This is a genomic window from Actinocorallia aurea (assembly GCF_054783995.1).
The window spans coordinates 100,702-112,691 of sequence record NZ_BAAGPQ010000019.1 but is presented as its reverse complement, the minus strand read 5'-3'; the positions used below and the strand labels follow the sequence as shown (position 1 = coordinate 112,691).

At 72.5% G+C, this 11,990-nt stretch carries 13 protein-coding genes and 1 pseudogene; 6 read left to right on the top strand and 8 right to left on the bottom strand.

Features of this window, described 5'->3' with window-relative positions; genetic code table 11:
• Window positions 1-17: 17 nt before the first annotated feature.
• The 3 genes and pseudogenes from ACYVOM_RS23730 to ACYVOM_RS23720 all read right to left on the bottom strand — a co-directional run.
• A pseudogene (locus ACYVOM_RS23730) lies at window positions 18-410 on the bottom strand (arsenate reductase ArsC); the annotation flags it as partial.
• Window positions 400-1,479, bottom strand: a complete 1,080-nt coding sequence (gene arsB / locus ACYVOM_RS23725; RefSeq protein WP_460305674.1) for an ACR3 family arsenite efflux transporter — start codon at window positions 1,477-1,479, stop codon at window positions 400-402. The gene arsB and the pseudogene ACYVOM_RS23730, both read right to left, overlap by 11 nt.
• Complete coding sequence (locus ACYVOM_RS23720; RefSeq protein WP_460305673.1) at window positions 1,476-1,859, bottom strand: ArsR/SmtB family transcription factor; 384 nt, start codon at window positions 1,857-1,859, stop codon at window positions 1,476-1,478. Before ACYVOM_RS23720 ends, arsB begins: the two co-directional genes overlap by 4 nt.
• Before the next feature lie 94 nt (window positions 1,860-1,953).
• Between ACYVOM_RS23720 and ACYVOM_RS23715 the strand changes: the two genes are divergently transcribed.
• From ACYVOM_RS23715 to ACYVOM_RS23705, 3 genes are all read left to right on the top strand, one after another.
• Window positions 1,954-2,427: an ArsI/CadI family heavy metal resistance metalloenzyme gene (locus ACYVOM_RS23715; protein ID WP_460305672.1), complete on the top strand. Its 474-nt coding sequence runs from the start codon at window positions 1,954-1,956 to the stop codon at window positions 2,425-2,427.
• Window positions 2,428-2,519: 92 nt separating this feature from the next.
• Window positions 2,520-3,404 (top strand): oxygenase MpaB family protein, encoded by an 885-nt coding sequence (locus ACYVOM_RS23710; protein ID WP_460305671.1) that lies wholly within the window; start codon window positions 2,520-2,522, stop codon window positions 3,402-3,404.
• A 226-nt stretch (window positions 3,405-3,630) separates the two neighbouring features.
• Window positions 3,631-4,086: a DUF4396 domain-containing protein gene (locus ACYVOM_RS23705; RefSeq protein ID WP_460305670.1), complete on the top strand. Its 456-nt coding sequence runs from the start codon at window positions 3,631-3,633 to the stop codon at window positions 4,084-4,086.
• 10 nt (window positions 4,087-4,096) lie between these two features.
• Here ACYVOM_RS23705 and ACYVOM_RS23700 read toward each other — a convergent pair whose 3' ends face one another.
• The 3 genes from ACYVOM_RS23700 to ACYVOM_RS23690 all read right to left on the bottom strand — a co-directional run bounded on the left by ACYVOM_RS23700 (window position 4,097) and on the right by ACYVOM_RS23690 (window position 8,156).
• On the bottom strand, window positions 4,097-4,909 hold the full coding sequence (locus ACYVOM_RS23700) for a maleylpyruvate isomerase family mycothiol-dependent enzyme (protein ID WP_460305669.1): 813 nt from the start codon (window positions 4,907-4,909) through the stop codon (window positions 4,097-4,099).
• Between the two features lie 159 nt (window positions 4,910-5,068).
• A complete protein-coding gene (locus ACYVOM_RS23695; protein WP_460305668.1) occupies window positions 5,069-6,520 on the bottom strand; it encodes an MFS transporter in 1,452 nt (483 codons plus the stop codon).
• Between the two features lie 235 nt (window positions 6,521-6,755).
• Window positions 6,756-8,156, bottom strand: a complete 1,401-nt coding sequence (locus tag ACYVOM_RS23690) for an aldehyde dehydrogenase family protein (protein ID WP_460305667.1) — start codon at window positions 8,154-8,156, stop codon at window positions 6,756-6,758.
• Window positions 8,157-8,341: 185 nt separating this feature from the next.
• Here ACYVOM_RS23690 and ACYVOM_RS23685 point away from each other — a divergent pair, with 185 nt between their 5' ends.
• From ACYVOM_RS23685 to ACYVOM_RS23675, 3 genes are all read left to right on the top strand, one after another.
• Window positions 8,342-8,668 (top strand): hypothetical protein, encoded by a 327-nt coding sequence (locus ACYVOM_RS23685; protein ID WP_460305666.1) that lies wholly within the window; start codon window positions 8,342-8,344, stop codon window positions 8,666-8,668.
• Window positions 8,669-8,824: 156 nt separating this feature from the next.
• Window positions 8,825-9,469: a HemK2/MTQ2 family protein methyltransferase gene (locus ACYVOM_RS23680; RefSeq protein ID WP_460305665.1), complete on the top strand. Its 645-nt coding sequence runs from the start codon at window positions 8,825-8,827 to the stop codon at window positions 9,467-9,469.
• Window positions 9,453-9,668 (top strand): CDGSH iron-sulfur domain-containing protein, encoded by a 216-nt coding sequence (locus ACYVOM_RS23675; RefSeq protein ID WP_460305664.1) that lies wholly within the window; start codon window positions 9,453-9,455, stop codon window positions 9,666-9,668. The genes ACYVOM_RS23680 and ACYVOM_RS23675 overlap by 17 nt, the downstream gene beginning before the upstream one ends.
• Here ACYVOM_RS23675 and ACYVOM_RS23670 read toward each other — a convergent pair.
• Window positions 9,648-10,658, bottom strand: coding sequence for an iron-containing redox enzyme family protein (locus ACYVOM_RS23670; RefSeq protein WP_460305663.1), 1,011 nt, complete (start codon window positions 10,656-10,658; stop codon window positions 9,648-9,650). The two genes, ACYVOM_RS23675 and ACYVOM_RS23670, sit on opposite strands and share 21 nt — an antisense overlap.
• Window positions 10,659-10,690: 32 nt before the next feature.
• Window positions 10,691-11,848, bottom strand: a complete 1,158-nt coding sequence (locus ACYVOM_RS23665) for a carboxylate-amine ligase (RefSeq protein WP_460305662.1) — start codon at window positions 11,846-11,848, stop codon at window positions 10,691-10,693.
• Between the last annotated feature and the right edge of the window lie 142 nt (window positions 11,849-11,990).

Sequence of the window (11,990 nt, the reverse complement as noted above, 5' to 3'; positions counted from 1 at the left end):
ACGATCCGGGGCACGCCGAGGTCGGCGAGGAGGCCGCGGACGCGGTGTTCGATCTCGTCGCGGATCGGGCGGACCGCGTCGACGCCCTGACCGGCCGGATCTTCGAGGGTCCAGTCCAGGTAGGTCTTGCCGGGGAAGACGGGGCAGGCGTCTCCGCAGCCCATCGTGACGCACACGTCGGAGGCCTGGACGGCGTCGCGGGTGAGGACCTTCGGGGTCTCGGCGGACAGGTCGATCCCCACTTCGGCCATGGCCGCCACGACCGCCGGGTTGACCGAGGCCGCGGGCGCCGACCCGGCGGAGCGGACCTCGACGGCGCCGCCCGACAGGCGGGCCAGGTACGCCGCGGCCATCTGGGAGCGGCCCGCGTTGTGGACGCACACGAACAGGACGGTGGGCCTACCGGGCATCGGCGGGGCTCCCTTCGGTGAAGCGGCGCCGCCAGGCGAGCGCCACGTAGACCAGTCCGACAAGGACGGGCACTTCGATGAGCGGCCCGACGACCCCGGCGAGCGCCTGCCCCGAGGCGACGCCGAAGGTGCCGATCGCGACGGCGATGGCCAGCTCGAAGTTGTTGCCCGCGGCGGTGAAGGCGAGGGTCGCGGTCCTGTCGTAAGGCAGGCCGATGGCTTTGCCGAGCGCGAACGTGCCGAACCACATGACGGCGAAGTAGCCGAGCAGGGGCAGCGCGATCCGTGCGACGTCCCAGGGCCGCGCGGTGATGGCGTCGCCCTGCAGCGCGAACAGGACCACGATCGTGAACAGCAGCCCGTACAGCGCCCAGGGCCCGATCTTCGGCAGGAACCGCGTCTCGTAGGCGTCCCTGCCAAGGCGACGCTCACCCAGACGACGGGTGAGGAATCCCGCGACGAGCGGGACGCCGAGGAACACCAGGACGTTCCCGGCGATCGACCACGGCGAGATGTCGAGGGACTCGCCTTCGCCCAGGCCGAGCCACCCGGGCAGCAGGTCGAGGTAGAACCAGCCGAGCAGGCCGAAGGCGACGACCTGGAACACCGAGTTGAGCGCGACGAGGACGGCGGCGGCCTCCCGGTCGCCGCACGCCAGGTCGTTCCAGATGATCACCATGGCGATGCAGCGGGCGAGGCCGACGATGACGAGGCCGGTGCGGTACTCGGGCTGGTCGGGCAGGAGCAGCCAGGCGAGCGCGAACATGACGGCGGGGCCGACGAGCCAGTTCACCGCCAGCGACGCCGCCATGAGCCGCCGGTCTCCGGTGACGGCGTCGAGCCGGTCGTAGCGGACCTTCGCCAGCACCGGGTACATCATCACCAGCAGCCCGACGGCGATCGGCAGCGAGATCCCGCCGAGCTCGACCTTCGCCAGCGCGTCGCCCAGGCCGGGCACCGCGCGGCCGAGCCCGAGCCCGGCGGCCATCGCCGCGAGGATCCACACCGCGAGGTACCGGTCGGTGAACGAGAGCCGGGCCGGGGCCTCCTGCGCGGCGACCGCGGTCACGGGCGGGCCTCGGGGGTCGGCGAGCCCTGCCGGGTGAGGACCGCGGCGAGCCGGTCGGTGGTCTCGGGGATCAGGCGGTAGTACACCCAGGTGCCGCGCCGCTCGCCGTCGATCAGGCCGGCTTCACGCAGCAGTTTGAGGTGGTGCGAGATCGTCGGCTGGGACAGGTCGAAGGCGGGCGTCAGGTCGCAGACGCACACCTCGCCGCCCGCGCGGGAGGCGATCATCGACAGCAGTTGCAGCCGGACGGGGTCGCCCAGCGCCTTGAACACCCGGGCGAGGTCCGCCGCCTCTTCGGCCGCCAGCGGCGCCGTCAGGAGACCGGGGCAGCAGGCGTCCGCGCCGTCGCGGCCGACGACCCGCAGCTCTTGTTTCGACATTCTTCTATATTGACGTATCTCGATCCAGCGTGCAAGTCTAGATAGACAGACATCGATACAACAACCTAGAGACAACAACGTCGAGGAGATCGTCATGTCCCGCGTCCAGCTCGCCCTGCGCGTCGCCGACCTCGAAGGCTCCATCGCCTTCTACACCAGGCTCTTCGGCACCGGACCCGCGAAGGTCCGGCCCGGCTACGCCAACTTCGCCATCGCCGCGCCTCCCCTCAAGCTCGTCCTCCTCGAAGGCGCGGAGGGGGAGCCGACCCGGCTCGACCACCTCGGCGTCGAGGTCGAGACCACCGCCGAGGTCGCCGCCGCCACCGCCCGGCTCGCCGAGTCGGGCCTCGCGACGTTCGAGGAGAGCGACACGTCGTGCTGCTACGCCCTCCAGGACAAGGTGTGGGTCACCGCGCCCGGCGCCGAGCCGTGGGAGGTCTACACGGTCAAGGCCGACGCCGACACTCTCGGCAAGAGCGCCGACGGCGCACCCCAGGCCTGCTGCACCACCACGGAGGCGGCCCCGGACGAGTCGGCCGACGCCGGGTGCGCCTGCGGGACGAAGTAGGGCGCCGACGCCTGATTTCTCCGGCGCGGGCTTGTAAGTAAGTACTTATTGGAGTTCACTGGGAAGCCACCCGCTATTCGAGGAGCGATCCAATGACGACGAGCACACAGGCCCCGCCGGAATTGCGCACCTTCGGGCCCGGATCCGTCCTGTGGGAGGAGTTCGGGCTGTGGACGTCGGCGTTCGCCGGGCAGAGCGCCTTCATCCTCCAGGTGATGCACCCGTCGATCGGCACCGTGGTGGACCAGCTTTCGAGCTTCCGGCGCGACCCCGTCGGACGGGCCCGGCGCAGCTTCGCCTCGGTCCAGACGTGGATCTACGGCGGCCGGACCGCGATCGAGGAGGGGCAGCGCCTCCGCGAGATGCACAAGGACCTCAAGGCCGTCGACGAACACGGCACCACCCACCACGCCCTGGCCGGCGAGCCGTGGGCGTGGGTCCACCTCACCGGGTTCAACGCCGCCGCGTCGGCCGCCCGGTACTTCGACCCCGCCAAGTGGACCGACGCGTACGCCGAGCAGGTGTACGCCGAGTTCCTCGACCTCGGGCGCATCCTGCGCGTCCCCGAGCGGCTGCTGCCCCCGACCGTCGCGGACTACTGGACCTACTTCGACGACATGGTGGAGAACGTCCTCATCGACCACCGCGTCGCCCACGACGTCCTGGACATGATGGACAAGGTGCCGCCGAACGTCCCGCCGAGGCTCCGGCCCGTCCTCGCCCCGCTGCACCGGGGCGCGGGCTCCCTCGGCCGCCTCGTCGCCACCGGGACCCTCCCGCCCGCCGCCCGCGAGAAGCTCGGCCTGAAGTGGAGCGCGTCCGACGAGATCGCCCTCAAGGCCGTCGGCCGGGCCATCTCCCGCACCACGCCGCTGCTGCCCGAGCGCGTCCGCTACATGCCCATCGCCTACCAGGCCCGCAAGGCCGCCCGCGCGAACGACCGCCTCGCCCGGACCCTCGCCACCCGCCCGCTCTAGCGACGGCGCGACCGGTCCCGCAGGCCGCCCCTCGTACAGGGCGCGTATCCGGGGACGCCTCTCCCCCTGCGCGAGGCGTCCCCGGGACGTGCCGATCCTGCACGGCGCCGCGCGCCCCCGCATGCGGACGCGCCGGGGAGTCTCCGCTTCGAAAACATCCGCTTCCTGGAATACCCCCTAGGGGTATATTGTTCGGCAGTCCTGTCGGGCTGCGGAAGGAGCGGATGTGGAGCACGGGCACAGAGCAGGGGCGTCCTGGGGGATGGCGGCGAGGGCCACCCTGCACTGCCTGGTGGGATGCGCGATCGGCGAGATCGTCGGGATGGCGGTCGGCACGGCGCTGGGGTGGGGGAACGCGCCCACGATGGTCCTGGCGATAGCGCTGGCGTTCGTGTTCGGGTACTCGTTCACGCTGTTCGCGGTGCTGCGCGCCGGGCTGGGCCTGAAGGACGCGGTCAAGGTGGCGCTCGCCGCCGACACGGTGTCCATCGCGGTGATGGAACTCGTCGACAACGCCGTCATCGCCGTCACGCCCGGCGCGATGGACGCGCACCTCGACGACGGCCTCTTCTGGGCGGCCCTCCTCGGCGGCTTCGTCGTCGCCTTCGCCGTCACCACCCCGGTCAACAAGTGGCTGATCGGCCGCGGCAAGGGCCACGCCGTCGTCCACGGCCACCACTAGCCGTCCGATCTCAGATCGTGAAGGCGAGATGGGCGAGGACACGGGCGGCGAGGTCGCGGTCCCCGGCCAGCTCCACCGCGTCGGTCGAGGCGGGGCGGCCCGCGCACAGGCGCAGGAAGAGCGAGGAGGAGAGGCGGAGCGTCGAGGTCGGCGGCTCCTCCGGGGCGGGGATGAGCTGGGCGCGACCGTCCACCTTGACGGTCAGGGCGCGCCGCATCGGGCCGGTGAGGTCGATCAGGACGCTGCTGCCGTCCGGGGCCGCGGCGCGCTTGCCGATGACGTACCCCATCGACAGGGACGCCTCGGTGAGGGCGGCCTCCGCGGCGGGGCCGTGCTCGTTCCCGGGGGCGCCGAGCGCGGCGCGGATGTCCTGCTCGTGGGTCCAGCAGTCGTAGATCCGGATCTGCATGAACCTGCCGTAGGTCGCCTGGCCCGCGGGCGTCCAGCTCGGCGCGGCGAAGTCCGCCTCGGACATCGCGGCGAGCGCCGCGGCCCGCCGCGCGGTGATCTCGCGGAACCCGGCGAGCATCCCGGCGGGCTCGGTGTCCCGCAACGCCTCGACCCACTGCTCGTTGAAGGCCGCGATGTCGTTGCGCACGTGCGGCAGCGCCTTGACGTCCACGCCGGTCTCGGGCACCGGGTCCCCGGCGAGCATCGCCTCGGTGCCGATGAGATGGGCGACGACGTCCGTCACCCGCCAGCCGGGAAGGCAGGTCGGCAGCGCCCACTGCTCGGGCGAGAGACCGTCGAGCAGGGCGTCGAGCGCCGCCCACTCGCCGACGAGCGCGTCGACCACCTGCTGCTTGCCTGCTTCGACGTTCATGCGGCACCGCCTGTCCGGGCTGGGGGTGGGAACCCGATGACTCTAGAGCCTCGGCCCCGTCGCGAGCCCCCCGGGAACGCACAACGGCCCTTCGCCTCCTGTGGTGGAGGCAAGGGCCGTCGGGGTGGTGAGCGGCGCCGCTTCCGGCGCTGGTTCCGGTCAGGTGCCTGCGGTGGCCTCCACACGGACCGGCTCGGGCGCCGTCTCGGGCTTGCGGCCCGCGCGGTCGGCGGGGATGAGCGCGGCGATGGCGGCGGCGACGAGCGCGACGCCGCATCCGATGATCAGGCCGGTGCGGAACCCGTCCTCGGAGGTGAGCGTGTGGCCGCCGACGTCCACCGTCATGTGCGCGAGGACGACGCCGATGACCGCGGCGCCGGTGGACGTGCCGAGTGCGCGCATCAGCGTGTTGAAGCCGTTGGCCGCGGCGGTCTCCGAGACCGGGACCGAGCCCATGATGAGCGCGGGCATGGCCCCGTAGGCGAGGCCCACACCGCCGCTGGTGATCATGACGACGAGCATGATGCCCCAGGCCCACTGCATGAGCGGGAACGAGACGGCGTAGCCGGCGGCGACGACCAGCACTCCGGCGACGAGGGTGAACTTCGGGCCGCGGCGGTTGGTGAGCTTGCCGCCGAGCGGCGAGACGACCATCATCATGAGGCCGCCGGGCGCCATCCACAGGCCCGCGGCGAGCATCGACTGGCCGAGGCCGTAGCCGGTGGCGGACGGGAACTGCAGCAGCTGCGGCATGATGAGCATGCTCGCGTACATCCCGACGCCGACGAAGATCGACGCGATGTTGGTGACGAGCACCCGGGGCCGGGCCGTGGTCCGCAGGTCCACGAGCGGGTCGTGGATGCGCAGTTCCGCGAAGCCCCAGCCGAGCAGGATCACGACGGCCGCGGCGAACAGGCCGACGGTCGTCGCCGAGCCCCAGCCCCAGTCGGCGCCCTTGGAGACGGCGAGCAGCAGGCAGACGAGCCCGGCGCCCAGGCCGAGCGCGCCGACGTAGTCGAACTTCTGGCCCTTGGCCGCGGCGGGGACGTCGGGGATGACGAGGTGGACCGTGACGGCGATGAGCACCGCGAGCGCTGCGGAGCCCCAGAACAGCACGCGCCAGTTGGCGTACTGGGCGACGGCGGAGGCGATCGGCAGGCCGAGCGCGCCGCCGATGCCCATCGACGCGCTGACCAGCGCGATCGCGGAGCTCAGCCGCTCGGTGGGCACGACGTCGCGCAGCAGCGCGATGCCGAGCGGGATCATGCCCATGCCCATGCCCTGCAGACCGCGTCCGACGATCATCGGCAGGAGCGAGGACGACAGCGCGCACAGCACCGAGCCGCCGATGAGCGGGATCGTGCACAGCAGCAGCATCCTGCGCTTGCCGACCATGTCACCGAGCCGCCCGGTGACGGGCACGCACACCGACGACACGAGCAGCGTGATGGTGATGACCCACGCCGCGTTGGCGGCGGAGGTGTGCAGGAGCTGCGGAAGTTCCGCGATGAGCGGCGTGACCAGCGTCTGCATGATGGCCGCGACCGTCCCCGCCAGCGCCAGCGTGGCGATGACGGCGTTGGCGCGGACCGGAGGTCGGGAACGGTTCAATCCATGACTCCTTGAATGGGGGAAGCAGTATGCACGATGCACGGATTATGCATGGTGCACATGAACAGAACCCCGCGAACGCCGTCAGAGTGACGAAGGCGACTCCGCAGCGGTCGGCCGCGCGGCCTGAGGCGCCGGGGTGAACGGCGGCGTGAACTCCGGCGCCGCCTGGCGCACAGACTTCATCCCGGGACGCGGGCGCCCCAAGCCGGGCCCCGTGAGTGCGGGCCGACTGTCAGCGGCCGCGGAGGAGTCTCGCCTTGAGGGGGGTGAAGGGCGGGCGGACGAAGGCGGCGAGGTCAGGGCCGGGGAGGCGGCGGAGGACCGCGCGCTCGTGGCTGAACGTCCGGACGGTGTGCTCGCCGTGGTAGGCGCCCGTGCCGCTCGGGCCGACGCCGCCGAAGGGGAGGGCGGGGACGCCGAGCTGGACCATGACGGCGCCGAACGCGACGCCGCCGGAGGACGTCCCGGTGAGGAACGCCTCGCGGACTTCGGCGCGCTTGGTGAACCCGTAGAGGGCGAGGGGCTTGGGGCGGGCGTTCACGAACGCGACGGCGGCGCGGTGGTCGGGCACGGTGACGATCGGCAGGATCGGGCCGAAGATCTCCTCGCGCATGACGGGCGAGTCCGCGGCCACGTCCAGGAGGACCGTCGGGGCGACATAGCGCGCGGCGACGTCGGCGGTGCCGCCCGCGACGGCGCGGCCGGAGTCCAGGAGCGCGGCGAGCCGTGCCGCGTGCCGTTCGTTGACGATCCGCCCGTAGTCGGGCGACTTGCGGGGTTCGGTCCCGTAGTACTCGGTGATGGCCTCGGCGACCGCCGCGGCGAGGGCGGGCGCGAGGTCCGGCGTGGTGAGCACGTAGTCGGGCGCGACGCAGGTCTGCCCGCAGTTCGTGAACTTCCCCCACGCGATGGTCCGCGCCGCTTTCTCCAGCGGATAGGAGCCGTCGACCCAGACGGGCGACTTGCCGCCGAGTTCGAGGGTGACGGGCGTCAGGTGCCGGGCCGCCGCCGCCATGACGATCGACCCCACGGCGCCGTTCCCGGTGTAGAAGATGTGGTCGAAGGGATGCTCCAGAAGCCGGGTCGTCTCCTCGACGCCGCCTTCGACGACCTGCACGGCCTCCCCGTCGAGGTACTCCGGGACGAGTTCGGCGACGAGGCGCGCGCACTTCGGGGCGAGTTCGCTGGGTTTGAGCACGACCGCGTCGCCCGCCGCGAGCGCCCCGATGAGCGGGAGGAACAGCAGGTGGAACGGGTAGTTCCAGGGTCCGACGATGAGCACGGTGCCGAGCGGCTCCCGCCGGATCGACGCCCGGCTCGGCCCGAGCATCCACGAGGTCCGCACGCGCCGCTCCCTGGTCCACCGCCGCAGGTTGCGGAGCGCCATCCGCCCTTCCCGCACGACCGCGTCGACCTCGGTGAAGTACGCCTCGACGCCGTTCTTGCCGAGGTCGTCGTGCAGTGCCTCCTCGATCCGACCGGACTCCTCCTGCACCAGCCGGAGCAGCCCCTCGATCTGCGCCCGCCGCCAGGCGAGCGGTCTGGTCCGCCCGTCCGCGAACGCCGCCTTCGCCTCCTCGACCTTGGCGTCCTCAAGGCGACCCGCGGCCGCACCCTTCGCATCACCTGACATTGTGACCTCCGCCACCCACAACAGAACGCCGGCCGCCGGACGTCAAGGCCCAAGAACCGATGCGTCGATCAGCGCGCGGCCGACGGGACGCGTCGGCACCGGACACGCCGCGCGGTGTCACGGTGGGTGACGAGATCTTGTGGAAACGTGAGGCGACCTGCCGACCGACTCGACCGGAGCCTCCCTTGCGCGTTCGCCGCCTTGCCCTGCTCGTCTCCCTCCCGCTGTCGTGCGCGCTGCTCGCGGCGGTCCCGACGGCGGCCTCGGCCGCGACCGGCACGCTGGGCCTTTCCGGGAGCGTGGGCGAGCACGAGGTCGTGAATCCCGCGCCGGGATGCCATCCGATGCCGATGAGCTATGTCCGGCTCGTGGTGAACCACACGGACAAGGACATCACGTTCTTCCCCGAGCCCGACTGCAAGGACCGCCCCGTCCCGCAGTCGTTCACCGTCGCGGCCGACTACCTGCGCAGGTCAGGCAGCCTCGCCCTGTCCTACCGGGTCCCCGAGTAGCCTGCCCGCCCCGGACGGATCGACCGCCTCACGGCGCGGCCGGGCCGCTTCTGAGACCTCCGGGGGCCGGCCCGCTCCCGGGCCTTTCCCGTCCCATGGGGAGCCCGGGGGTTTTCTCTCCACCGAAATGTGGGAATTCAGCCCTTTATGAGGCTTATGCGGCTTCCTGGGGTCTACCGACCGCGACGTGACACCCGGATGCTGTGCCGGGCGATAGACGACGTCGCGGTGCCACCGGGCGCGCACGCGCTCGACGTGTGCACCGGGACGGGACGGGTCGCCATCGCCGCGGCCCGCGGCGGCGCCGCCCGGGTGACCGCCGTCGACATCTCCCGCAGGGCGGTCCTCTGCGCTGCCGTGAACTCCCGCCTCCGCGGCCTCCGCGTACGGGTGCGGCGCGGCGACCTGTTCGGCCCGGTCGGCGGGGAGCGGTTCGACCTGATCACCGCGAATCCACCCTACGTGCCGAGGGCCCAGGGGCGTCCGCGCAGGCACGGGCGCGGGCGGGCCTGGGACGCAGGCCCGGACGGCCGCACGGCCGTGGACCGGATCTGCGCCGGAGCCGTCGATCTCCTCGCCCCGGGCGGCGTCCTGCTGCTGGTGCACTCGGCGCTCTGCGGGATCTCCCCCACCCTCGACGCGCTCCGCTCCGCGGGCCTGCACGCGACGGTGGTCCGCCGTGAGCCCGACGGCTTCGGCTCGATCATGGGGCCGCGCGCCGCCGAACTCGCCGCGTCCGGGTTGATCGCGCCCGGCCAGGACCATGCCGACCTCGTGGTGATCCGTGCCGAACGCCGGTGACCGGCCCCGCCGGATCAGGATCGACCCGCGCGGGCCGCTGCTCATCGAGGGACCCGTCGAGATCGTCATGCCCGACGGGTCCCTGGTCGTCTGCGACAGGTTCGTCGTCGCCCTCTGCCAGTGCCGCCGCAGCCGCATCTACCCGCTCTGCGACACCAGCCACCGCCGGACGCGTCCGTCAGAGCGGCGCGAGGAGTGAGGACTCGCCTTCCCGCCACCTGTCCAGCAGGTAGGTGCCCAGCCTGTCTTCCAGCCATCCCGTGGCGTGCACCCCGAAGACGACGTCCCGGGCCAGCTCAGGCTCCCCCGCGACGAGGTCGCCGATGACGTCGTGCCGGAGCACCTGCTCGTGGACGGCGTCGGCCTCGATGTGCTCGGTGTAGAAGTACAGCGCCCTCTCCCCCGCGCCGAGCCGGGCAAGGGCGGCGGCCATCCTGCGCGCGCTGGGCGGGGTGCTGATCTCGGCCGCGGCGAAGTGCCCGACCATCGCGCCGCGCAGCGCCCGGTGCAGTCCGAACAGCGACATCATGTTCACGACGGCCAGCGAGACCGCGGGCGCGAGGTCGAGGTACCGCAGGTAGGAGCTGTCCAGCCCCGCGTCGTCCATGAGGTCGGCGAACAGCCGCGCGTGGACGCGCTCGCCGCGACCGCCCCCGTACTCGTCGTACTCCACGGCCACCAGTGACGCCTTGGCCTGGCCTTCGAGCCGCGGGATCACGAAGGCGTGCGGGTCGGCCTCCTTGAGGTGGTAGATCGAGCGGTGCACGAGGAACTCCCGCAACTGCGGCCACGTGCCCTCGTCCTTCAGGAAGTGGGACGGCCCGCGTGCCGTCGGGTCCTCGATGAGCAGCGGCGCCAGCGCCGCCTCCACGTCGGCGCTGTCCGGGAAGTCCGCGCGCAGCGCGTCGAGGAATCCACGCTCCAGCGCGCCGCGCAGGCCGAGCAGGCCGGGATCCCACTCCCACTCGGGATCCACCGCCGCGAAACCGCGGTAATGCAGCTCGTAGCAGGTGTAGAGGGCGAGCTGCGCGTCCTCGCCCAGCGGGTCGGAGATACGCGGCAGCGGCGGCAGCGGCGTCCCGGGCGGGGCCCGGAGCGCCTCGGTGACGGCCGCGGAGAGCGGTCCGCGCGGTACGGGCAGGGCGGCCGAGCCGCTCGCGCGGTACGGCCTCACCGGTGTGGTCGTCATGGCTCCCTCTCTTCGTCCGTGTCCGTCCTGTCTCAGGCGCCCGTCTCTTCTGCGCTGTCCGTCTCCTCTCCGGTGTCCGCCTCCTCTTGGAGGGGAGCGGGGACCGTCTGCGCGGCCAGCATCCGCAGGACCGCGGGCATCCCTTCGACGCCCGCCTTGCGCTGCCGCTCCGCCCCCGTACCTCCCGCGACGACGCCGCGCAGCAGCAGTTCGGTCTCGGCCAGATCCCCGGTCTCCTCCAGGGCGGGCCGGACGGCGTCGAAGAGCACGGAGACCCGGGCGCGGGCGGACACGAGCTCTCCCGCGACCGGGTCGACGGCCGGGCCGGCGAGGCCGTAGCGCGCGGCGGTCCACTGGGCCGCCGCGCAGACCTGCGGATCGAGCCGGCCCGCCTCGCGTCCCGCGGCGAGGTCGCGCAGCGCGGTGCCGACCAGGGCGCGGGCCAAGGCGGCCTGCAGGACCGCCTCGTCGAGGGTGCCGCAGGCGTCGGCGGCCCGCACCTCCACCGTCGGGTAGCGCGGGGACGGCCGCGCGGTCCAGAAGGTCGTGCCCGCGTCCACGAGGACGCCGCACTCGACGAGCTTCTCGACCGCCCTGTCGTGTTCGGCCGCCGACGCGAAGTGGGGAGGTGTCCCCCCGCCGGGGAACGCCGCCTGCGTGATCATCCGCCAGCTCGCGTACCCCGAGTCCCTCCCCCGGTCGAACGGCGAGTTCGCCGACAGCGCGAGCAGCGTCGGCAGCCACGGGCGCAGGTGGTTGACGACGGCCACCGCGGTGTCCCTGTCGGGCACGGCGACGTGGACGTGGCAGCCGCACGACTCGTAGTCCCGGACCACTCCCGCGTAGGTCCGTTTGGCGTGGGCGTACCGCTCTCCGGACGCCACGGGCGGGTCGGGCGATGGCGCGACGGGCGAGCCCACGCTGATCAGGGCCAGGCCCTCGGCCCGCGCCGCGACGCCGAGCGCCCTCCTGGCGCGCGCCAGGTCGCGGCGCAGCCCCGCGAGACAGGTGTGCACCCCGGACGCCGCCTCGACCTGCGTCGCCTGGAGCTCGGCGTGGAAGCCGCCGGGCGGTTCCGGCCCCGCGCCGCCGACCCGGGCCAGGACCTCCGGCCCGCGTCCCCGGGTCGTGCCGCTCACCGGATCGATGAGAAGGAACTCCTCCTCGACCCCCACCGTGCAGTCGGGCATAGGCCGACCATGCCCGACCACGAGCGTAATAAAAGCCCCATACGTGACTTTTCATGACCACAAGCGGGAAAGAGGAAGCGCGTTCCCCTGTGCATGGCGGACGGATGACACACCGCGACGCGGAGTGACACTCTGACTCCAT